The sequence below is a fragment of the Malaciobacter sp. genome (assembly GCF_055140965.1).
Window position 1 is genome coordinate 21,678 of sequence record NZ_JBSRRO010000020.1, and the last position, 23,450, is coordinate 45,127.

The 23,450-nt window shown below is 26.3% G+C and carries 23 protein-coding genes; 9 read left to right on the forward strand and 14 right to left on the reverse strand.

The window, feature by feature from the left end:
• Window positions 1-15: 15 nt before the first annotated feature.
• Window positions 16-1,668, reverse strand: a complete 1,653-nt coding sequence (dnaG, locus tag ACTCCZ_RS07395) for a DNA primase (RefSeq protein ID WP_079579739.1) — start codon at window positions 1,666-1,668, stop codon at window positions 16-18.
• Window positions 1,669-1,745: 77 nt separating this feature from the next.
• Between dnaG and ACTCCZ_RS07400 the strand changes: the two genes are divergently transcribed.
• From ACTCCZ_RS07400 to aroC, 4 genes are read left to right on the forward strand one after another with little or no spacing between them, the layout of a single operon-like run.
• Complete coding sequence (locus ACTCCZ_RS07400) at window positions 1,746-2,795, forward strand: tetratricopeptide repeat protein (protein WP_079579740.1); 1,050 nt, start codon at window positions 1,746-1,748, stop codon at window positions 2,793-2,795.
• Window positions 2,770-3,225, forward strand: coding sequence for a ribonuclease HI (rnhA, locus tag ACTCCZ_RS07405; RefSeq protein ID WP_079579741.1), 456 nt, complete (start codon window positions 2,770-2,772; stop codon window positions 3,223-3,225). Before ACTCCZ_RS07400 ends, rnhA begins: the two co-directional genes overlap by 26 nt.
• A complete protein-coding gene (gene rnc, locus ACTCCZ_RS07410) occupies window positions 3,218-3,895 on the forward strand; it encodes a ribonuclease III (RefSeq protein WP_079579742.1) in 678 nt (225 codons plus the stop codon). Before rnhA ends, rnc begins: the two co-directional genes overlap by 8 nt.
• Complete coding sequence (aroC, locus tag ACTCCZ_RS07415; RefSeq protein ID WP_079579743.1) at window positions 3,895-4,971, forward strand: chorismate synthase; 1,077 nt, start codon at window positions 3,895-3,897, stop codon at window positions 4,969-4,971. The genes rnc and aroC overlap by 1 nt, the downstream gene beginning before the upstream one ends.
• 89 nt (window positions 4,972-5,060) lie before the next feature.
• On the opposite strand, the gene ACTCCZ_RS07420 is transcribed toward aroC, so the two are convergent.
• A complete protein-coding gene (locus ACTCCZ_RS07420; RefSeq protein ID WP_079579744.1) occupies window positions 5,061-5,381 on the reverse strand; it encodes a NifB/NifX family molybdenum-iron cluster-binding protein in 321 nt (106 codons plus the stop codon).
• Window positions 5,382-5,800: 419 nt separating this feature from the next.
• Here ACTCCZ_RS07420 and ACTCCZ_RS07425 point away from each other — a divergent pair, with 419 nt between their 5' ends.
• A complete protein-coding gene (locus ACTCCZ_RS07425; RefSeq protein WP_079579745.1) occupies window positions 5,801-6,391 on the forward strand; it encodes a DUF134 domain-containing protein in 591 nt (196 codons plus the stop codon).
• An 11-nt stretch (window positions 6,392-6,402) separates the two neighbouring features.
• Here the strand turns inward: ACTCCZ_RS07425 and htpX are convergent, their stop codons facing one another.
• A complete protein-coding gene (gene htpX / locus ACTCCZ_RS07430; protein WP_079579746.1) occupies window positions 6,403-7,251 on the reverse strand; it encodes a zinc metalloprotease HtpX in 849 nt (282 codons plus the stop codon).
• A 107-nt stretch (window positions 7,252-7,358) separates the two neighbouring features.
• Between htpX and ACTCCZ_RS07435 the strand changes: the two genes are divergently transcribed.
• Both ACTCCZ_RS07435 and ACTCCZ_RS07440 read left to right on the forward strand, forming a co-directional pair.
• Window positions 7,359-7,850 (forward strand): SixA phosphatase family protein, encoded by a 492-nt coding sequence (locus tag ACTCCZ_RS07435; protein WP_079579747.1) that lies wholly within the window; start codon window positions 7,359-7,361, stop codon window positions 7,848-7,850.
• A gap of 58 nt (window positions 7,851-7,908) precedes the next feature.
• Complete coding sequence (locus ACTCCZ_RS07440) at window positions 7,909-8,388, forward strand: SixA phosphatase family protein (RefSeq protein ID WP_079579748.1); 480 nt, start codon at window positions 7,909-7,911, stop codon at window positions 8,386-8,388.
• Window positions 8,389-8,392: 4 nt separating this feature from the next.
• On the opposite strand, the gene mnmE is transcribed toward ACTCCZ_RS07440, so the two are convergent.
• From mnmE to ACTCCZ_RS07490, 10 genes are all read right to left on the reverse strand, one after another.
• Complete coding sequence (mnmE, locus tag ACTCCZ_RS07445) at window positions 8,393-9,736, reverse strand: tRNA uridine-5-carboxymethylaminomethyl(34) synthesis GTPase MnmE (protein ID WP_079579749.1); 1,344 nt, start codon at window positions 9,734-9,736, stop codon at window positions 8,393-8,395.
• A gap of 2 nt (window positions 9,737-9,738) precedes the next feature.
• The gene (locus tag ACTCCZ_RS07450; RefSeq protein WP_079579750.1) at window positions 9,739-10,608 is read right to left on the reverse strand and encodes a Jag N-terminal domain-containing protein; all 870 of its coding nucleotides are present in this window, start codon (window positions 10,606-10,608) and stop codon (window positions 9,739-9,741) included.
• An 8-nt stretch (window positions 10,609-10,616) separates the two neighbouring features.
• Window positions 10,617-12,236 (reverse strand): membrane protein insertase YidC, encoded by a 1,620-nt coding sequence (yidC, locus tag ACTCCZ_RS07455; RefSeq protein WP_079579761.1) that lies wholly within the window; start codon window positions 12,234-12,236, stop codon window positions 10,617-10,619.
• Entirely contained in the window at window positions 12,229-12,564 is a 336-nt protein-coding gene (gene yidD / locus ACTCCZ_RS07460) for a membrane protein insertion efficiency factor YidD (RefSeq protein WP_079579751.1), read from the reverse strand. Before yidD ends, yidC begins: the two co-directional genes overlap by 8 nt.
• Window positions 12,561-12,896 carry a ribonuclease P protein component gene (rnpA, locus tag ACTCCZ_RS07465; RefSeq protein ID WP_079579752.1) on the reverse strand — a complete coding sequence of 112 codons (336 nt, stop codon included), beginning with the start codon at window positions 12,894-12,896 and terminating at the stop codon, window positions 12,561-12,563. Before rnpA ends, yidD begins: the two co-directional genes overlap by 4 nt.
• The gene (gene rpmH / locus ACTCCZ_RS07470; protein ID WP_079579753.1) at window positions 12,884-13,018 is read right to left on the reverse strand and encodes a 50S ribosomal protein L34; all 135 of its coding nucleotides are present in this window, start codon (window positions 13,016-13,018) and stop codon (window positions 12,884-12,886) included. Before rpmH ends, rnpA begins: the two co-directional genes overlap by 13 nt.
• An 81-nt stretch (window positions 13,019-13,099) precedes the next feature.
• The gene (locus ACTCCZ_RS07475; RefSeq protein ID WP_079579754.1) at window positions 13,100-14,995 is read right to left on the reverse strand and encodes a sensor histidine kinase; all 1,896 of its coding nucleotides are present in this window, start codon (window positions 14,993-14,995) and stop codon (window positions 13,100-13,102) included.
• 67 nt (window positions 14,996-15,062) lie between these two features.
• Window positions 15,063-17,639 carry an ATP-dependent Clp protease ATP-binding subunit gene (locus ACTCCZ_RS07480; protein WP_079579755.1) on the reverse strand — a complete coding sequence of 859 codons (2,577 nt, stop codon included), beginning with the start codon at window positions 17,637-17,639 and terminating at the stop codon, window positions 15,063-15,065.
• A gap of 58 nt (window positions 17,640-17,697) precedes the next feature.
• Complete coding sequence (locus tag ACTCCZ_RS07485) at window positions 17,698-19,821, reverse strand: ATP-binding protein (protein ID WP_079579756.1); 2,124 nt, start codon at window positions 19,819-19,821, stop codon at window positions 17,698-17,700.
• 1 nt (window position 19,822) lies between these two features.
• The gene (locus ACTCCZ_RS07490; RefSeq protein WP_079579757.1) at window positions 19,823-20,935 is read right to left on the reverse strand and encodes an ABC transporter substrate-binding protein; all 1,113 of its coding nucleotides are present in this window, start codon (window positions 20,933-20,935) and stop codon (window positions 19,823-19,825) included.
• 61 nt (window positions 20,936-20,996) lie between these two features.
• On the opposite strand from ACTCCZ_RS07490, the gene ACTCCZ_RS07495 reads away from it, so the two are divergent.
• Window positions 20,997-21,563, forward strand: coding sequence for a ribonuclease HII (locus ACTCCZ_RS07495; protein WP_079579758.1), 567 nt, complete (start codon window positions 20,997-20,999; stop codon window positions 21,561-21,563).
• 1 nt (window position 21,564) lies between these two features.
• On the opposite strand, the gene ACTCCZ_RS07500 is transcribed toward ACTCCZ_RS07495, so the two are convergent.
• Window positions 21,565-21,879, reverse strand: coding sequence for an MTH1187 family thiamine-binding protein (locus ACTCCZ_RS07500; protein WP_079579759.1), 315 nt, complete (start codon window positions 21,877-21,879; stop codon window positions 21,565-21,567).
• 302 nt (window positions 21,880-22,181) lie between these two features.
• On the opposite strand from ACTCCZ_RS07500, the gene ACTCCZ_RS07505 reads away from it, so the two are divergent.
• Complete coding sequence (locus ACTCCZ_RS07505; protein ID WP_079579760.1) at window positions 22,182-23,027, forward strand: SEL1-like repeat protein; 846 nt, start codon at window positions 22,182-22,184, stop codon at window positions 23,025-23,027.
• Window positions 23,028-23,450: the final 423 nt, after the last annotated feature.

Consider the following 23,450-nt stretch of genomic DNA (forward strand, 5'->3'; position numbering starts at 1 on the left):
ACTGTAAAAAAATAGTTATTTCAATAAATCTATATCAAAACTAACTAGTTTACCTTTTTTTAACTGGGAAATATTATCTTTTAGTTTTCTAATTAAATTAGCTTTTTTTCTAAAATCTATATCTTTTTCATATAATACTTTATTTAACTGTTTTGAATAAAACTTAATCAATAAAATCAATAATTCATTTTCTAATCTTTTATCATCATAATCTTCTAATCTTTCATTTAAAACTATTGAATTTAAAGAAGGATTAGTTATATCATCTAAAAGCATTTGAAACTCATTATTATGATATTCAAACATAGAAGCATCAATTAAATCTAAAACCAAATCTAGTCTACTAGGTTTTTCTAAAATAGCTTTTATAATACAAAGTTCTGCAATATCTATTTTTGTTGAACTATTATCAAACTTTACTCTACTTTTATCATTTGTTACTTTTACTAAGTTTTCTCTAATACTTAATTTTTGAGCAATATATCTTTTGTACTCATCTTGATAAAGCAAACTCAAACTTTTTAGATACTCATTTGATTCATGTAAAGCTTTTTGTTTTTGCATTGGATCATTTATCTCATATTTTGAAATAATATAATCAATAGCATAATTAATAAAAGGTGTGGGATTTGAAAAAATTTCATTTAACTTCTGTATTTGTCCATCTTTTACCATATCAGCAGGATCTTTTCCCTCTTCAAATATTATCACACCACCCTCAAACTCACTTTGACTTAGCATAACAGAAGCTTTAAAAGCTGCATTTAAGCCTGCATTATCACCATCATAAGCAACTATTACCTTAGGCTCTCCCCTTCTTAGAATTGGCAAATGATCTTTAGTAAGTGCTGTTCCTAAAGTTGCAACAGCTGTGTTAAAGCCTGCTTGATGAAGCATTATTACATCTAAATACCCCTCTGTTACAATTATTCTATTTTTCTTATATATATTCTCTTTTGCTAAGTTATATCCATACAAAAGCTTAGATTTATTAAATAGTTTTGTTTGAGGAGAGTTAACATATTTTGCATTATGTCCTGTAATTGTCCTTCCACCAAAACCTACAATTTTACTATTTAATCCATAAATGGGGAAGGTGATTCTTTCAATAAATCTAGAGTATAAACCATTTTGTCCAGAATCAATTACTCCTAAATCTTTTGCATCTGCTAAATTTAAAAAATTGCTTTTTAAATAATTTATTGTATCTATGGATTTAGGAGCATATCCTATTTCAAATTTTTCAATAGAAAATTCAGAAATTCCTCTACTTTTTATATAATCTTTAGCAATTGTATTATTTGTAAAAAGTTTTTGGTAGTATTGATTAATAGTCTCTAAAACTTTCAAATCTAGTTTTGGTTTACTATTTGTTTCATCATAATTTAAAGTAACATTATACATTGAAGCTAATTTTTCTAAAGCTTCAGGATAAGTTAACTTTTCATACTCCATAACAAATTTTATAGAATCTCCACCAGCACCACAACCAAAACAATGATATATTTGCTTTGCTGGACTTACTACAAAAGATGGGGTATCCTCTCCATGAAAGGGACAACAAGCTTTAAAGTTTGCTCCTGATTTTTTTAATTCAAGTGATTGGGAAACTACATCTACTATTTCAAGATGATTTTTTAAATTGTCAATTGATTCTTTTGTTATCATAAATATAATTATACTCTTTTATTATTTTATATGTGCTTTTATGTTAATATATTAAGATTTTATAAAAAAGGTATTAATTGGACAGTTTGGTTTTAGACTATAGAGATCCACTTTTTAGTGTTATAATATTTTTTACTTTAATTTTCTTAATCTCTTTTATTACTTACTCTTTTGGACTTTATAAAGAGAAGAATGCTAGAAAAGATTATAGAGAGCTACTTAATCGATTTGAATTAGGTAAGTTAAAAGAAGAGGATTATGTACACTTATATAAAACATATAATTTGCCATTTGATTCAATTATACTATTAGCTTCAAGTTTTTTACACAAAGGTGATTATAGTAAAGCAATATCAGTATATCTTGCCTTGCTTGAACATGTAACTGATAGGGTAAAAAAAGAAGAGCTTTTGGAACTATTAGGATCAACTTATTTTAAAGGTGGCTTCTTACAAAGATCAAAAGAGATATATTTAAAGATTTTAAAATTTTCTCCTAGAAATGAAAAAGCTTTAAAACACCTATTAATTATAAATGAAAAATTAAAAGATTATGAAAAAGTATTGGAAGTTATTCAAGCTTTAGATGAACTAGAAGTTGATGTAATAAGAGAAAGAATACATATAGAAACACTTAAAATATTAAATAATAAAGAACTAACATATGAAGAAAAAACAGAAAAATTATACTCATTTTATAAAATGAATCATATAATAGAAAGACTTTTTGTACAGTTTTTAATTCAATATAATAAAGATTTTTTATGGAAGCATATAGATGAATTTGATGTAAATAAATTTACTGATTTATTATGGTATTTAGATTTTAATGATATTGATTTTGATGTTGTTGCAAACAATGAACAACTAAATCAAATATATAATGCAAAAGGCTATTTACAAACATGTAATCATAGTAGTGATTTTGTATTTGACATATTAATAGCTTTAAATAAACACGAACACAAAATTCCTGTGACATTAGATTTTGAATTTATTTGTACTTCATGTAAACATACTCATCCTATCTATGAATCAAGGTGTCCGCACTGTCATAATATTTTAACTTATAAAATAAAACACAATTTAGCTAAGGATTTAAATGAAAGAAATCAATCTTTACAGTGATGGTTCAAGTTTAGGAAATCCAGGACCTGGTGGTTGGGGAACAATACTTGAATATAAAGGAACTGAAAAAGAGTTCTGTGGAGGTGAGTACAATACTACAAATAACAAAATGGAATTAATAGGTGTTATAGAAGGATTAAAAGTATTAAAAGAACCATGCATTGTAAATGTAATATCAGATTCAACTTATGTTGTAAAAGCTATAAATGAATGGCTTGAAAACTGGGAAAAAAACAATTGGAAAACCGCTTCAAAGAAACCTGTAAAAAATGTAGAACTATGGCAAGAGTACATAAAAGTTTCAAAACCACACAAAATTAACGCTTTTTGGGTAAAAGGCCACGCAGGGCATGAGCATAATGAAAGATGTGATATACTAGCAAGAGAATTTGCAGAAAATTTAAAATTAAAAGGAAAAGAAAATGAGTGACTACTCAAAATTAGAAAAGTGTTTGGATTATCAGTTTAAAAACAAAGATCTGATAATCGAAGCACTTACACATAAAAGTTTAAAAAAACCATACAATAATGAAAGGTTGGAGTTTCTTGGAGATGCTGTATTAAATTTGATTGTAGGGGAGTATTTATATACAAACTTTCCTAATTCAAATGAAGGGGAGCTTTCTAAAATAAGAGCATCCCTTGTAAATGAAACAGGTTTTACAAAATTGGCAAATGATATAAAACTAGGTGATTATATTTTTATTTCAACTGCAGAAGAGAGAAATAAAGGAAGAACAAAAGCATCTATTTTATCAGATGCCTTTGAAGCAATTATGGGGGCAATTTACCTAGAATCAGGACTTGAAACTTTAAAACCGATAATTTTAGACTTGCTTGAAAAATCATATGATAAAATAAATTTAGATGTACTTTTTAGTGATTACAAAACTGCACTACAAGAGATAACACAAGCAGAATTTGGAACAATTCCTGAGTATAAAATAGAGGGGTCTTATGGACCTGATCATAAAAAAGAGTTTGAAGTTTCAATCTGGATTGATGGAAAAAAATATGGACAAGCAAGAGGAAAAAGTAAAAAACTTGCTCAACAAGCAGTAGCAAAAATAGCAATTGATCAATTTAAGGATTCAAAATAATGAATACATTTGGTCATAAGTTTAAATTTACAACTTTTGGTGAAAGTCATGGAAAAGCACTAGGTTGCGTAATTGATGGCGTTCCTGCTGGCATAAAAATAGATGAAGAATTTATTCAAAATGAAATGAATAGAAGAAAGCCAGGTCAAAATAAATATGCAACTGCTAGAAAAGAAAGCGATAGTATTGAAATTTTAAGTGGTGTATTTGAAGGACTTACAACAGGAACACCAATTTCTATGGTTATTTTCAATGAGAATCAAAAAAGCAAAGATTATACAAATGTAAAAGATCTTTTTAGACCAGGTCATGCTGATTATACATATTTTAATAAATATGGAATTAGAGATTATAGAGGTGGAGGAAGAAGTAGTGCAAGAGAGACTGCAGCAAGAGTTGCAGCAGGAGCTATTGCTAAACTTTTACTAAAAGAGTTAAATATAGAAGTTAAAAGTGGAATTTGTGAAATTGATGGAATAAAAGCAAAAAATCATGACTTTTCAAATGTTCAAAATTCTGAAATTTATGCTTTAGATAAAAATATGGAACAAGAACAAAAAGATGCAATATTAAAAGCAAAAAATTCTCACAATAGTGTAGGAGGCGTTGCTTTAATAAATATTAAAAATTGTCCAGTTGGTCTTGGAGAACCTCTATATTTTAAACTTGATTCACAATTTGCAAATGCAATGATGAGTATAAATGCAGTTAAGGCTATAGAAATTGGTGATGGCTTTGATTCAGTTAATAAAAAAGGTTATGAAAACAACGATCAAATTAGAACTGAAGGCTTTAAATCAAATCATAGTGGTGGAATATTAGGTGGTATTTCAAATGGTGAAGATATAAATTTAAAAGTATATTTTAAACCAACACCCTCAATCTTTATAAAACAAGAAACAATTGATATTTATAATAATGAAGTTGAATGTGAATTAAAAGGAAGACACGACCCATGCGTAGCAGTAAGAGGAAGTGTAGTTGCAGAAGCAATGGCTTCATTAGTTCTTGCAGATATGCTACTATTAAATATGAGTTCTAAAATAGAAAATGTAAAAAAAGTATATGATAAATAAATAAAACTAATATTTTAAGTAAGTTTGAATTTATCTTTTTTATATATAATTTCAAAAGTACCTCTTTGGTTAAGGGGTACTTTTTTTATTTATATTTTTTTCAATTTATCTTGAACAAAATCGCTATATAAAGCTAATACTTTTTTTCTATTTTTCTCTTTAAAAATAGAAACACCAACTTTTTTCAAATCTTCAATTGGCAAATCATTTGTATCTGATGCAACTAAAGCATTAAAACTATTATTTTTAAATAGCTTTACAATATCTTCATTTCTATTTTCTAACATTTCAACTGAACTTATTGTTTGTCCACTTAAATTTAATACTGTAAAATATTTTGCATTTGTAAAGTTTGTTGCAACTTCTGACATATAACTTAGATTTTCAACTGTGGGAAATACAATTCTCATTTTGTACCTTTAGAGTATATTATTTTTATAAAAGGATTTTTGTAAAAACTTAATATTTATTTGTATTTATCAAAAAAGTTTTTACAAAAATTATGGTGTTATAATCTTGATTGACCCAAGAGAGGAGTGTTATTTTGTATGTTAGGCTAGACAACTAAACAAAATGATCAATCTAATTATATTTGTTAATATATCTTCATACTTAACTCTAAAATTTATTCAACTAAGAATTAATTTGAGAGAGCGGGTTCACTTAGTTCTAAAATGAAACAAATATTATTTCAAATAATTAATTAGAGTTAAGCCTTATGAACATATGACCGAATGATAACATTTATTTGGTCATATGTCAAGTACTTTTCCATGTTTTTAACAAGATTATGTTAAAATCTCATATCCAATAGATTCAAAGGAGTTTTATGGCAAGAGAAAAACTAGAAAGAAAACTAAATTTAAAACCAGTATGTAAATATTTTGGCCCAAAAGATAAAGAAGCAAAAGAGGATGTTGTACTTTTACATGAAGAATTAGAAGCTATTCATTTAATGGATTCTTTTTGTATGTATCAAGAAGATGCTGCAAAAAAGATGAATGTATCAAGAGCAACATTTGCAAGAATTGTTAAAAGTGCTAGAAAAAAAATATCCCTTGCATTAATAACAGGAAGTAATATAAAAGTACATGAAGTTAAAAATGAATTCCGTATTGCAGTTTGTTCAAAAAAGCAAGATGAACTTGAATATGCTGAAGCTGAAGCTGAATATATTTGGATTATATTTATAAAAGATTATAAGTTAAAATCTCAAAGCTGTATTAAAAACCCTATGTATAAAAATGAAGATGAAGCTACATGTAATGTATTACCTGATTTACTACATGATTATGGAGTTAACTATTTTATGATAAGTGATATAGATTATGATTTAAAAATTTCCCTAATTGCTAAAGGTATTTATCCAATATTAAAAGAAGAAATTCAATTAGAAAATCTAGTAGATATTTTTCAGTAGAGGCAAGGACTCTACTTAAGTTGTGATTTCAACTCTTCTAACCTTGCAATTCTATCTTCAGTTGTAGGGTGTGTTCTAAAAAGTTCAGAAAATTTCATATCTTTTCCACTAAAAGGATTTATTATAAACATATGTGCTGTTTGCTCAGTTGCATTGTGAATTTCTCCTCTTTTTGCATAACTTTCAAGTTTAGATAATGCACTTTGTAAACCACTTGCATCTCCCACTAATCTTGCAGCACCCTCATCTGCTAAATACTCCCTACTTCTACTTACTGTCATTTGAATAACTGCTGCTGCTAAAGGTAAAATAATTGCTAAAACAATCATAACAAAGGGATTTGAATTTTGTCTATCATTTCCACCAAACATTGCTGAAAACTGCATCATATTAGCAATCATTGCAATAGCACCTGCAAAAACAGCTGCAATAGTTCCAATTAGTATATCATAGTGTCTTACATGTGATAATTCATGGGCAATAACACCCTCAATCTCTTTTTCATTTAACAAATCCATAAGTCCTTGTGTTACAGCAATTGCTGCATGCTGATGATTTCTTCCTGTAGCAAATGCATTTGGCATATCATCAGGTATTATATAAACCCTTGGCATTGGTAAATTTGCTTTATATGCAAGTTTTTGTGTAATTTGATATATTAAATTTCTTCTATCTAAAATTTCAACTGCATTATAAGAAGATAATACATGCTTATCTGAATAATAATAAGCATAAAAATTCATTCCAGCAGCTAACAAAAATGCTATTAGCATTCCATTTGGACCACCAAATGAATATCCAATAAATACAAACAGTACAGATAATAGTGCAAGAAAAAATACAGTTTTTATTTGTTCCATTACTGCTTCCTTTAATTTAATTTTTTATATACTATTATATTATAATTTAACAAATTTAATAAACAATTTAAATTAATTTTACAAATCTACTATTTATAGGAGATATTTTGAAAAAACTTTACTTAATTAGACATGCAAAATCTTCATGGAAAAACTTAACCTTAGCAGATTATGATAGACCTTTAAATAAAAGAGGTAAATTAAATGCACCATTTATGGGAAATTTACTTAATCAACTAGGTATAAAACCTGATATTATAGTTTCATCACCTGCTTATAGAGCAAGAAAAACTGCACAATTAATAGCAAAAGAAGTAAGATACAATAAAAAAGATATTGATTATTATGAAGATTTATATGAAGCATCTATAAATAATATTATTGATACTTTAAAATATTTAGATGATAAAAATAGTGTAGTATTTTTAGTAGGTCATAATCCAAGTTTAAATTTATTTGCAGAGCAGTTTTTAGATTTTGATGAGAATATACCAACATGTGCAATTTTAGAAATAGAGTTTAATTGTCAATTATGGCAAGAAATTAGTAGCTATAATAGCAAATTAATTACATTTGAATACCCAAAAAAATATTTATAATTTTTATTTAAATAAAAGAAAAAAATACATAAAATAAAGAAAAAAAATAGGTAAATAAATGAAAACACTATATCTAATGAGACATGGGCAAAAAGAGATAGATTCATCAAAAGATGATTTTGATATAAAATTAACTACCAATGGAATTAAAGATATTGAAGATATTTCAAATAAACTTTTAGAAGATAAGGTTCAAGTTGATTTAATTGCTTCAAGTCCAGCTTTAAGAGCAAAAGAAACTGCACAAATTCTTGCAAATAAATTTGGCTATGAAAAACCAATAATATATAATGAAGTAATATACCAAGCTTTTTTAAATGAACTACATGAGATTATAACATACACTTACGATACAGTTGACTCAATGATTTTAGTTGGACATAATCCATCATTGGCAATATTAGCTTTAAATTACTGTGGATATAAAGATAAATTTGATATGGGTTATGTGATTAGAATTGATTTTAATTGTGATTCATGGATTGATGTATCAAAAAATAATGCAGAATTTAAAAAAGTTTATAAAATAGGTAAATAAAAATTTATTTACCTAAACAAAACTCACCAAACATAACATCTAACATTTCATCATTTTCATAAGGTCTTGTAATATTAGATATAAAATGCAATGCTTCTGTTATATGATGTGCAAAAAACTCTAACTCTCCCGTTTGAAGTGGCATAGAAGATTCATTTATGTGATGAAGTGTTTGAAAAACACTATCTATTTGTCTTTTTGATATTAAAGTCATTTCATCGCTATGAGTATTAGTATCAAGAATTTTTTCTATTTTTGTAACTAAAGGTTGAATAGACTCTTTTGTACTTAAATTTGTATAATCATCTAATTTTGAAATATCAAAATTATTTTCTAAATCAGTTTTATTTAATACTTTTAAAATCTGTTTATTTGAAGTATTATGTAATAAAGATAATATTTTTTCATCCTCTTTATCACAAGGTTTACTATTATCAAATAATGCAACAACTATATCTGCTTCATTAATAGCAGTGATTGATTTTTCAATACCTATTTTTTCAATTACATCAGAAGTTTCATCTCTTATACCAGCTGTATCAACTATTTTTATAATATGTGTTCCAATTTTTACAGACTCTTCAATTGTATCTCTAGTTGTACCTGCAATATCAGAAATAATAGCTCTATCATAATTTAAAAGTTTATTCAATAGTGAAGATTTACCAACATTAGGTTTTCCTATTATTGCAAGTTTAAACCCCTCAATCATTCCTTCTCTTCGTTTACTAGCTTCTAAAGTATTTTCAAGTTTTTCTTTGATATTTTTTAATTTTTCTTCTATTTTTTCAAAAATATCAGTAGGTAGATCATCTTCTGCATAATCAATACTAACTTCTGTATATGCAAGCATAAAAAGTAAATCTTGTCTAATATCTTCAACAAAATTAGATAACTCACCTTTTAGTTGTTTTGCTAAAAGTTTAACTGCATCTTCACTTCTTGCTTCTATGATTTTAGAAATTGCTTCTGCTTTTGATAAATCCATTTTTCCATTAAAAAAAGCTCTTTTTGAAAACTCTCCTGGATTAGCAATTCTTGCACCACAATTTAAAACTTCGTCTAAAACCATATTTGCAATAGCTACACCACCATGACATTGAAACTCAACAATATCTTCACCAGTAAAAGAAAATGGTGCTTTAAAATATAATAAAAGTGCTTCATCAATAACTTCATCACTTTTAGTATAAAGTGTTGATAAAGTTGCTAGTCGTGGTTTTAAACTCTCTCTTTTAGAGATTTTAAGAGCAATTTCTAAAGCTTGTTTACCACTAACTCTAACTATTGAGATTGAACCTATTCCATTTGCTGTAGCTATTGCTACAATTGTATTATCATCAAACAATTTTATTGCTCTTTACTTCTATATTCATTAACAAGTACGTATCTATCGCCTCTTACATTTGTCTTAACAGCAACATATTTATTAGGGAACTCATCTCTTAATCTTTTCAATGCAATATGAACTAAAATACCATCTAAAGGTTTTGTTTTAAAACTACCTTTTTCATTAATAGTTTCAATTGCAGGTTCTAAATATGTATGTATAGACTCTTCTTGATTTTTTAAGAATTCGGCAACTTCTAATCTTAGCATCAATCCATATTTTTCATTTATCCAATTAAATAAAATATAAGATAATGCTTTGTATCTATAACCCTCTTTTCCAATTAAAAGTGCAGAATCAGCTCCCGTAAACTCAATATATAATGTTTCATTATCATAAAATTCAACTTTTATATCTTCAATTTCATAACATGTATTTGAAAATAGTGAATCAATTCCTTCTTTTACTTCATTTAAGATAATTTGTTCATCTTTTTTAACAATAACTTCATTTATTTGTTGTTTATCTCCAACTTCATAAAAATTATCAAAGATTTTCTCTTTTGAATGAATATTTGGAACTTTTTTATGTGATTTATTTAAAGTAGGTTCTTTTTGTGTAGCAACTTTATTTGAGTCTTCTATTTTTTTAGATACATCTTCTATTTTTATATCTTTTTTTCTAAATTTATGCTCTTTTTGTTTTCTATCATAAACTTTTCTATCATGTTTTTCAACAACTTTAATAATAGCACTTTTACGACCAAAACCAAGAAAACCTTTTCTTGGTTGTTGATCAATCTCTATTTCTAAATTTGTAATTGAACATTTAAATTCATCTTTTGCTAATTCATATGCCTCTTCTAAACTATTTGCTTCAAACTTTTTCATAATTAATCCTATTTTTTTATAGCTCTTTTCTTTTCAAACATTTTATTTATTGTATATTGTTGAGCTATTGTAAATACATTATTAACGAACCAGTATAGTGTTAAACCTGCTGGGAACCATAAGAAGAAGAATGTAAATACAACTGGTAACATTTGGAATATTTTTCTTTGCATCTCATCTTGCATTGTATTTGGAGTAATTCTTTGTTGTAACCACATTGAAGCACCCATTAATATTGGCAATACAAAATAAGGATCCATTTCTGCTAAGTCATGAATCCATAAAATCCACTCTGAACCTTTTAACTCAATAGCATTTAATAGTACTCTATATATAGCAAAAAATACTGGGATTTGCAATATAATAGGTAAACATCCACCCATTGGATTAGCCCCATGCTTTTTATAAAGTTCCATCATATGCATAGATGCTTTTTGTTTATCATCTTTATATTTTTCTTGTATTTCTTTAATTTTAGGAGCTAACTCTTTTAACTTGTTCATTGATACCATACCTTTGTATGATAAAGGGTATAATACAAGCTTAATTAAAATTGTAACAATAACAATAGTCCATCCCCAGTTTCCAACAATATTATGAATATATTGTAAGAAAATAAACATAGGTTTTGCAATAAATGTAAACCAACCATACTCAATAACATCTGTTAATTCTGGATTTAAAGCTTTTAATGTTTTAAACTCTTTTGGACCAATATACCCACTAAAGCTAATATTATCATTTCCATGAATAAAAGGAGAAGGATTACTTTCATTATCTGGCATTACTGTAATTGCTAATGATTTATTAAAATTATAAATAACTGTTGCATAATATCTATCAAAATTTGATACAAATTTAATTCCTGTATAGTTTTTAGTTTTATCTAAATCACCATCTTCAATTAACTCCATTGTATCATCATTTTGTTTTACATACATCCCATGATCAGCATACATATCAGCTAATACATTTGGTCTAAATCCATTTGTAATAAAAAACTTTTTAGCATTTGTAGTTTTTACTTCTAAGTCATAATGACCATCTGGATAAAACTTAAAAGTTTTTGTAAGTGTTGTATCAGACAATTTTTGTGTTAATACTAACTCTTGTGCGCTTGTTTTAGCATCAAGCAAACTTTTACTAGCAGTAACATTTACTTTAAAAGCTTCATCATTTATATTTGAATCTGCAAATCTTACTTCTAAAGGTCTTAATTGATCTGCTTCAAAAAGCTTTATCTGATCTTTATTTTCATCAATATACTGTTTATCTTGCAAAGTAACTTGTGCAATTCTACCTAAATTATCAATTTCAAATGTGTTATGTTTTGTTTTAACTGTTGCTACAATACTATTTGAAGCAATTGCTTTTGAAGAAAGTGCATCAACTGACTTTGAATTATTTTCTGCTGAAGCAGTAACACCATTTGACATTGTATTTTCTTGTTCAACTAAAGGAGCACTATTTGCTTTTTTCACTTGCTCTTGTGTAATCTTAGCTTGTTTTGCTTCTTGTTGCGGCTTTAATACTAAAAACTCATATGCAATAAAAAATACAAAAACGACTAATGTCATAATTAACATTCGTTTTTGCATACCACCATTATTCTGATTCATGTTATTCATCATTATTGTTATTCCACTCCCTATTTTTAACTACCAAATATCTATTATTATTCACAGGTATGTACCAATATTTGATTTTAATTTTTTTAAAATTTATATTATTATGCCTTACCAACTTTATAACAGGATAATCAATTCCACCTTTAAAAAGTTGATTACATTTTAATATCCGTGTTATTGTAAAATAAATAGCCTTAAAAAATGTATTATTTTCAAATTGCCAAAGGGCATATTGTGAACAAGTTGGATAATATCTACAACTTCCATATGAAAAAAACGATAAATATTTTTGATAAAATCTAATTAAATAGTTTACAATTCTTTTCATTTTAGAAGTTCTAATCTTTTAAGAGCAAAAATAAAATCTTTTTTTAACTCTTTTGGGTCTTTTTCAAAAATCTTTTGTTTAGCAACAAATATATAGCTTCCAGTAGCTACTTGTTTTTCAAAAGAGACAAACATTCCTCTAAGTCTTCGCTTAGATTTACTTCGCATTACTGCATTACCTACTTTTTTTGAAGCAACAAAAGCTACTTTAAAATCTTTTGTAGGCGAAAAAAAAGCGACAAAGGAATGGGTGTGCCATTTTTTGTCGCTTTTATAGATCTTGTTAAAATCGCTTGAATTATTAATTCTGTGTTTTTTGCTTAAACAGCTAATCTTTTTCTACCTTTAGCTCTTCTTGCTTTAATAACTCTTCTACCGTTTTTAGTAGCCATTCTAACTCTAAAACCATGTGTTCTCTTTCTAGGAGTATTATGTGGTTGATATGTTCTTTTCATCTTTAGCTTTCCTCTTATTGACTAATTAAGTTGCGGATTATAGTTAAATACAGCTTAAAGTAACTTTAGTTTAAAGTCTTTTTAATCTATTGGAAGGGTAATTTTAAAACATGCACCTTTATATTTTTCATTTTCAAACTCATACTCTTCATTTGTAAATTCAAGTGTTCCATCAAGATGTTTATTAACTATCTCACTACTCATGTAAAGCCCTATTCCTGTGCCATCTTCCTTTGATTTTGTAGTAAAATATGGTTCAAATATTCTATGTTTTATATCATCATTTATTCCATTTGCATTGTCTTTTATAAGAATAATTAGACTATTTTTAACTCTTTTTGCTTCTATAAAAATTAATTTTCTAAAATTTTGTTTTATTAACTCATCCCGTGCATTATTTAAAATATTAATTAAAACTTGCACAAGTTTACTCTCAAAAGAATAAATTTTAACATCTTCTATATTGCTGATGAGTTCAATATCCTTATTTTTGTACTGTGCAGAGACAAGTTTAAATGTTTTTTCAAAACTATCTTGTATATTAAACTCTTTTCTTGTTTTATTATTTTTAAAAAAATTCCTAAAGTCATCTATTGTTTTAGAAAGATATTGAACATTGTTATTTATAGAATCTAAACTTTTTATTTCAAACTCATCAGTTAAAACTCCAATCTCTTTTTGCATTTTCACACCAGTTGCTGCTGTACTAATGGAACTTAAAGGCTGTCTCCATTGATGTGCAATATTTCCAATCATTTCTCCCATAGTTGCCATTTTTGATTGATAGGCTATCAAGTTATCTTTTTTTCTATTTACTTGAATTTGCTCTTCAATCATACTTTTATATCTAAGAAATATCTTTTCAATTAGTTTTGAAATATATATAGATATTAAAAGTAAAATAATAGTTGAAATAATTGTTATTTTATAAAGTGTTTTTATCTCTTCATCATATTTTTTTTCTAATAAAAACTCTTTTTCTTCTATTTCTTTGTAAACATCATCCATATAAAAGCCTGTTCCAATAATCCAATTCCACTTATCAAACTTTTTTATGTAACTTATTTTTTCTATTTTCTTTAAAATATTATTTGGCTTATTTATATGAGAGTATTTTAAATAACCACCTTTTTGTGATATCTCTTTCATCTTTTCAAAAGATTTATTTATATTTTCAACAAAAGCTAAATTTGAAATATTTTTACCAATAAAATCTTCATTATAATAGCTTAGATATTTACCTTTACTATCCAAAACAAATATATATCCATATTTTCTATATTTTACACTGCTTAAATACTCTAAAATCTCTTTTTTTAAATTTTGTTCATAATCTACTACAAATCTTCCAGTTCCTATATATAAATTCAATGGTTCAATCTTTTTAAAAAAACCAATCTTTTTATACTCTTTATTGTCATTTTTAGGCCAATACCAAGAGTAGTATGTTTCACTCTTAGTTTTTAGGATTTTATTTAACTCTTTTGAAATATTATTACTTTTAGAGTCTTTATAATCTAGTAAATTTCTTCCCTCAATACTTTTATCTCCACCATGTAAAATATTTACTCCATCAAAATCATAAATAAAAAAATATCCATCTTTTGCATATTTTATATTATTTAATACTTTTTTTATTTGCTCAAGTATTTTCTCTTTTTTTTCATTTTTATTCATATTGTATACATTTAAAGATATTTGATATGCATTTAAAACTACTTTTTTTAGCATCTGTTCTAAATTTTTTTCTGTATTTTTTTGTTTTATATTTATGTAGTGAATTGTCTCAAGAACTTCGTTTTTTACAAGCTCTTTATTTGTAGTTATATATTTTTGTTTTATCTGTTTTTTTTCTAGATTTAGATTCTGTTTTTTTTCATATAACAAATAAAAATTGATAAGAATACAAAGAATAAATATAAATATCATTGGGGCATATTTTATAATTTTTAAAATTTTATTTTCTTTTCTTATCATAAAACCTTCTCCTTCTATACTCTATATATTATAGCATATTTTTCAAATAGAAGGAGAATTTTTATATTTATTTTATTTCAACTGTAATTTCATTGTCCTTATAATCAAAATTTACAACACTACCCTCAGATATTTTTTCTTCCAAAATCATATCTGCTAATTTATCTTCAACAATTTCATAAATAGCTCTTTTAAGAGGTCTTGCTCCATATACTGGATCAAATCCTGCTTTTGCAATAAACTCTTTTGCACTTTTTGTTAATGTAATAGTTATATCTTTTTCTTCAAGTTTTTTTCTAATACTATTAAATAAGATATCTACAATATTTGTTATTGCTTCTAAGTTTAATTGCTCAAATATAATAATATCATCAAGTCTATTTAAAAACTCAGGTTTAAAGTTTACTTTTAACTCTTGTAAAACCTCTTTTTTTCTGCTCTCTTTATCAGATATTTCAATAATCTTTGAACTTCCAATATTTGAAGTTAAAATAATTATTGTATTTTTAAAATCAACTGTAACACCTTTATTATCAGTTAGTCTTCCATCATCTAATACTTGTAAAAGAAGATTAAACACATCTGGATGTGCTTTTTCTACCTCATCAAATAAAATTACACTATAAGGTTTTCTTCTAACTGCTTCTGTTAATTGACCACCCTCATCATAACCTACATACCCAGGAGCAGCACCAATAAGTCTTGAAACTGCATGTTTTTCCATATATTCGCTCATGTCGAATCTTATCAATGATTTTTCATCATCAAATAGAAATTTTGCCAATGTTTTTGCACTTTGTGTTTTACCAACTCCTGTTGGACCTAAAAATAAAAATGATCCTATAGGTCTATTTGCTTCACTAAGACCTGCTTTATTTCTTTTAATTGCTCTACTAATCGCTTTTATTGCATCATCTTGACCAATTACATCCTCTTTTAAAACTGATTCTACTTTTAAAACTCTTTGCTTTTCAGAATCCATCATTTTATTTACAGGAATTCCTGTCCATCTACTTACAATTGATGCAATTGAATCCTCATCAACTGAGTTTCTAAGAAGTGTCCCCTCCTCTTGCATTTTTTCCCATTTTTGTTCATTTTCTACTATTTGCTTTTCTAAAGTTGGTATTTCACCATATTCAATAGATGCAGCTTCTTCAAATCTTGATTCTCTTTTTGCAATATTTGCTTTTGTTTTAAGTTCATCGATTTTTGCTTTTAATGCAGATGTTGCATTAAAAGTATGTTTTTCATTTTCAAATCTTGATTCTAAACCTCTTTTTTCTTCATCTTTGTTTGCTAACTCTTTTTCAATCTCTTCAAGTCTTTGCTCATTTTTCTTAGTTTTTTCCATCTTCAATGCTTCTTTTTCAACATTTAAAGACTCAATTTCTCTTTTTATTATTGATAAAGCATATGGCTCAGACTCAATTTGCATTTTAAGCTCTGCTGCTGCTTCATCTATTAAATCAATAGCTTTATCAGGCAAAAATCTATCAGTAATATATCTATCACTTAATTTTGCAGCTGCAATTAATGCACTATCATTAATAGTAACATTGTGATGTGTTTCCAATCTCTCTTTTATACCTCTTAATATTTGTAAAGCTTCATTTACATTTGGCTCATCAACTTTAACAGGTTGAAATCTTCTTTGCATTGCCGCATCTTTTTCAAAATATTTTCTATACTCTTTAAGTGTAGTTGCACCAATAGTATGCAATTCACCCCTTGCTAAAGAAGGTTTTAAAATATTAGCTGCATCCATACTACCCTCACTAGCACCTGCACCAATAATAGTATGTATTTCATCAATAAATAAAATTACATTTCCAGCTTTTTTAACTTCATTAATAACAGCTTTTAATCTATCTTCAAACTCTCCTCTATATTTTGCACCTGCAATTAAAGCACCCATATCAAGAGCAACAACCCTTTTATTTAGTAAACTTGTTGGAACATCTTTGTTTACAATTTTTTGAGCAAGTCCTTCTGCTATTGCTGTTTTACCAGTTCCTGGTTCTCCTAATAAAACAGGATTATTTTTTGTTTTTCTAATCAATATCTGCATCATTCTGTTTATTTGCTCATCTCTTCCAATAACAGGATCTAGCTCACCATCAATAGCTTTTTTATTTAAATCTGTTCCAAATTTCTCTAAACTCTCAAGTGTCTCATCTGATGTTGCACTATCAATTTTTGCTCCTGCTCTTATAGCTTCAAGCTCTTTTTTAGCATCTAAAAGATTTATATATTTTCCTAAAACATCTTTTATTTGCTTATCATCAAAATTAGCAATAAGCCAAGTATCCAAAGCAATAAATTTATCACCATTTGAGTTCATAAGCCCATGTGCTTTTTCAAGTGAACTCATAAAATTTCTTGATAACTTTATATTCTCTTTTGATACATTAGATACACTTGGTAAATTTGAAGCAATTGATTTTATTTCTAATTCAATTGTTGCTTTATCAATATTCATTTTATTTAATAATTGGTTTAATACTGAATTTGTATTTGTTATTAATGCCCATAAAAAATGTATTACATCTACTTCTTGGTTTTTATTGTGTAGGCATAATGATACTGCTGAATCAATTGTTTCAGCAACTTGGTTAGTTAATTGTTCAAATATTTTTTTCATTTTTAGCACTCCTTTAATTTATCTGCTAAATAATTATAGCAAGTTGAGTGTATTAATGTCAAGTATTTTTCATATAATCAAAGATAACTTTAAATTGGCATCCTGTATAAGCTTCATTTTCATAAGAAAATTTTACATTTTCCACCTCAATTACTCCTGCCATATGTTCAACTATTATTTGATGAGTCATATATAAACCAATTCCTGTTCCTTGAGATTGATGTTTAGTAGTAAAATAAGGATCAAAAATCTTTGGTTTAATATGCTCTTTAATACCTCCAGCATTATCTTTAATAATTACAAAAACTCTATTTTTTGATATAAATGCTTCAATAAAAATAACTCTATTTTCAATATTATTTATTTTTAATGCATCTTTAGAGTTATTTATTATATTTATAAAAGCTTGTGTCAATTCATTTTCAAAGCCATTGATATATAAATCTTTTCCAACTCTTTTTTCTATTTTTATATAGTGATTTTTAATACTAGATTCAAGAAGTTTCAATGATCTTTCAATAACTTCACTTAAATCTATTCTTTCAATATCTTTATCCACTTTAAAAAAGTTTCTAAAATCATCTATTGTTTTTGATAAATATTTAGTATTTTTAATAATCATATCCAAAGAGTTATCTAAACTTTTATCATCTAATATCCCAAACTCTTTTTCAACTTTTAAAGCACCAGCTGCTGTACTAATTGAGCTTAAAGGTTGCCTCCATTGATGAGCAATATTACCTATCATTTCTCCCATTGATACCATCTTTGATTGTTGAGAAAGTAGTTTATCTTTATTTTTTAATTCAGTAATATCAATAAAACAACTAATTTTAAGTCTTTTATTATTTAAAGTAATAAACTTTCCTTGTCCCAATGCAGTAAATGTTTCATTTTCTACATTTACTAACTCTAACTCATAAGGTGAGCTTTCAATATCTATTTTTTCTTTTACTAATTCAATAGATTTTTCAGATATAAAATCAAACAAGCTTTTTCCAATTAGTTGGTTTTTATCGTCTAATTTCATCAAACTCAAAGCCACATCATTTACTTGATAAATCTTTTTTGAATCATGCACAACTATTGCTTCCATAGTTGAGTTTAAAAGATATTCAAAGCTATTTCTTGCTGCTTTTAACTTTTTTTCTCTTTTATCAATTTGTTTTTTCATTTTTTCAAAACTATTAATTAATAAAGTAATCTCTTTAAAAGCTGATTCTTTTATTTTTTTATTGTAATTTCCATTTGAAATATCTTTTGTAGTATCTTGTAAATAATCAAACTCCCTAAATATTTTATTAAATATCTTAAATACGAAAAATAGTGCAAAACTTACAAAAACAATTACAATAAAAAATACAATAAAAGCTATATCTTTTATTGCATCAATTACTTCACTTTGGTTTTGTCTTATGATGACAGTCCAGCCTGTTTTTTTTATTTTTGAATACATTCCAAGATTTCTTAAATCTCTTTTTATGCTTTTGAAACTTTTTATATTAAACTCTTTATTATTGTTTATAAGCTCTTCAAAAACTGTACTATTTTTAATATTAAATCTTTGAGTTACAAGTTTTTGCGCATCTGGATTAAAAATAAATACACCATTTTTATCTACCATTCTAATCATATGTGTTTCATCACTATTTTTAAATTTTGTAATAAAATTTGTAAGTTCCTCAAGCTTTAATTGAATAACAATAATTCTATCTTTGTATTTTAAACTATATGAAATTGAAGGATTATTATTTGCAGAAGATAAAAATACATCAGACCAATAATCAAGTTTTTCATCACTTAATTTTTTATAAAAATCTTTATTTGAATAATCAAAGCCTTTATAAATATTGTCCATGTTTTTTCCAGCAAAATCGACTAAAATTCCATCTTTATTTAATATAAAAATAGATGAAATATCACTATTTAAATATAATACATCATTTAAATACTCACTATCTAAACTCTGTTTTTTTATACTAAAAGATGCAATATTCTCAATTCTTTTTAAAAGTTTTAATCCCTCTGAGTTTACTTGTCTTAAAACTTGTTTTTGATTATGCTCAACACTTGTAATTTTTATATCATAAAAATTAATCATAGTTAATATTCCAATTACCACAGAAACTGTAATAATTGATAAAATAATAAAAGATGAAATTGTACTTTTTAAACTTTTCATATTAATTTATTCTTTCATATTCACTATTTTTAATAGTTGTAATAAAATAATCCCTTGAAACATCTCCATACTTATCAAATATAATATGTCCTTGCAAACCATTAAATACTTTTTTTGTAAGTATATACTCTTTTATCTTCACAGGATTAGTAGTATTTTGTAAAGCTTGTATTAAAATTTTTCCAGTTTCATATGCTTGTGTTGCAAATACAGATGGTTCATATCCATACAGTTTTTTGTATTTTGATTTAAAAATTAAATAATCTTTATCTTTAGCATTATTATCATCATATGCTGTTATAAAAAGCATCCCCTCAACTGCTTTTCCACCCTCTTGAATTAGTTTATACTCTTTTGCCCAACCAGCAGAAACAAAAGTAGAGTCAATATGCTTTAATCTTAAAAATTGTGAAAGTTTTGCTGTATCAAGAGAGTTTGCTATTATAAATACAACATTTGGATTTTTCTTTTTAATATCTTTTAAGATAGCTTCAAAGCCAACATTTATATCAACTATTGAAACTACCTCTCCCTCACTGTTTTTTTCATATGAACTTTTCACATATTTAATAACACCTTTTGAATATGAACTATTTTTAGAATCATAATAAATAACCATCTTATCTTTTTTATTTTCCAATAAATACTTAGATAACTTCAAAAACTTTTCTACACTATTTGATACTTGTGTTCTAATAAAATTATCATCTTTTTTTGAAAACTCTTCACTACTTGCAGTTGCAGAAATAAGTAAAATATCCTTTCTATTTTCTAAAGCTTTGATTGATATTTTTGTCATAGAACTAGTCGTATTCCCAACTACTATTTTTATATCTTTTTTTATTAAATCATTTATAGCATTTAAAGCTTTTTTTTCATCTTGCCCATCATCTTTTGTGATTATATTTACTTTTTTACCATTGATTTTATACTCTATTTCTTCAAAAGCCAATTTAAAACCACTTAAAACACCATTTCCTAAAGAGGAATATTTTCCAGTAAGCCCAGAGATAAAGCCTATATTTATATTTTCTTCACTACTATTCTTTTTATAAAAGAAAAATGCAAAAAAAACAGTAATTAAAACAATTAGTATCAATAGTATTTTTTTCATCTTAAACCTTAAGTTTTGTTAAACTATACGATTATACATGAATTATTATTAAAGGACAAAAATGCTTTGTGGAATAGATGAAGCTGGGCGTGGACCACTTGCAGGTCCACTTGTAGTAGCAGGTGTAGTGCTAAAAGAGCAGATAAAAGAGCTTAATGACTCTAAAAAATTAACTGAAAAAAAAAGAGAAGCACTTTTTAAAGAAGTAATAAAATCAAGTGATTATCATATAGTTTTTAAAAGTGCAAAAGATATTGATACAAAAGGCATAAGCACTTGTATAAAAGAGTCAATTCAAGAAATTATGCAAAATATAAACGCAAGTGAATATCTAATGGATGGAAACACCTCTTTTAATATTCCTACACTACAACATAAAATTAAAGCAGATGCAAGTGTAGTTGAAGTTAGTGCGGCTTCTATCTTAGCAAAAGTAAGTAGAGATAGATATATGTGCGAAATTGCAAAAGATTTCCCAAACTATAATTTTGAAAAACATAAAGGCTATGGAACAAAAGCTCATATAGAAAAAATCAAAGAGTTTGGACGAAGCAATGAACATAGAGTTTCTTTTAGATTAAAAGATTTAGGTGAAGAGAAAATTGGAGTTCAAAAAAGTCTATTTTAGGCTATTTTGAAACTTCTCCTATAAACTCTTCAACTGATTTTATTTTTTGTTTCATTCTGTCTTCATGATTTTGTCTAATATCAAAAGTAATAGTAGAATAGACTCTTTTACACCCTGCTTTTTCTAAAACTTCATAACATTTACCAATTAAATTTAAAGCTTCACTCATTTTTTCTGTTTCTATAATAGTGCACATAGAAGTCAACTGATAGTTATAACCACTATTTTTAATAACTTCAATTACCTTTGAAACCTCTTTTGCCTTACTTTCACTCTTATCAGTTGGAAACATTGCCATTTGAACTAAAACACTCATACAATAACCTTTATTTGGTAATTTTACTTTTATAGAATTTTCTTATAAAGATATGTTACAAAAATAAAAATAAGAGTATGTTAAAATATTTTCTAAAAGAAAATAATAAAAAAATCTCTTTCAAAAACAAAAAATAGTGGAACTAAATATAATTATTACTTAATAATAATTTATATAAACATTTATTATAATTTTATTTTTCTATTAAAATCAAAGTTACACTTGAAACTATCTATGAAAGTTACTTCTTTAATTAAAGATAATATAAAAGAAAAAATAAACAAAAAAAAGGAAATAAACTAATGAAAATTTTACTATTTACAATGCTATTGTTAAGTTTATCTTTTGGAGATGCTTTTAATGATGGCTTAAAAGCTGTAAAAAGTGGCAATTATAAAAAAGCTATTGAACTTTGGATGCCATTAGCAAAACAAGGACATTCTTCTGCACAATATACTCTTGGAGTTATGTATCAAAATGGAACTGGTGTAAAGAAAGATTATAAAGAAGCAGTTAAATGGTATGCACTATCTGCAAAACAAGGAAATTCAGATGCACAATCTAATCTTGGAATTATGTATCAAAATGGAACTGGTGTAAAAAAAGATTACAAGGAAGCAGCTAAATGGTATACCCTAGCTGCAAAACAAGGAAATTCAGATGCACAATTCAATCTTGGAATTTTGTATAGTACTGGGCTTGGTGTAAATAGAGATTACAAAGAAGCATTTAAATGGTACACCCTAGCAGCAAAACAAGGAAATTCAGGTGCACAACTTAATCTTGGAGTTATGTATCAAAATGGAACTGGTGTAAAAAAAGATTACAAAGAAGCAGTTAAATGGTATACTTTAGCAGCGAAGCAAGGACATTCTCTTGCACAAGTTTATCTTGGAATTATGTACTTTAAAGGTCAAGGTGTTGAAATAAATAAGAGTAAAGCATTCGAATACATAACGGCTTCAGCCAAACAGGAAAATTCAAAGGGGCAACTTTATCTTGGACTTATGTATTACCAAGGTCAAGGTGTTAAAACAAATAAAATTAAAGCATTTGAATACTGGATGGCTTCAGCCAAACAGGGAAACTCAGATGCACAAAAAAACCTTGATATTTTATGTAAACAGAGTCCTTGGGCTTGCAAGTAAAAAAAATTTTTAATATAATCTAAAACATCTCATTTCTTCTGCTTTTTAGTATTTATAAAAAAAGCAGAAGAGATTTAAAAATACTACTTAAAAAATCAAAAATGCTCATCTTTTATTTTTTTTAGATTTTTTTATTTTGATACTTTAGTGTTACTATTATACAATATACTATAAATAAAAAAGAAAGCGATTATATGAAAAACAACCTATCTTATAAAAAACTTTTTGTTTTTTTAACAATAATTTTTGGAATAATACTAACAGCAACAACTTATATAACTTTTAATTACATAAAAAAAAGTGATATTCATAAAATCTCAAATGATAGAGCCACTTGCAGATTATAAAAAACAACCCGTAATTTAAGCTGATTTAAATTTTAAAAAGTTGAATTGAACTTCAGATAAGTTATAATTTTTTACT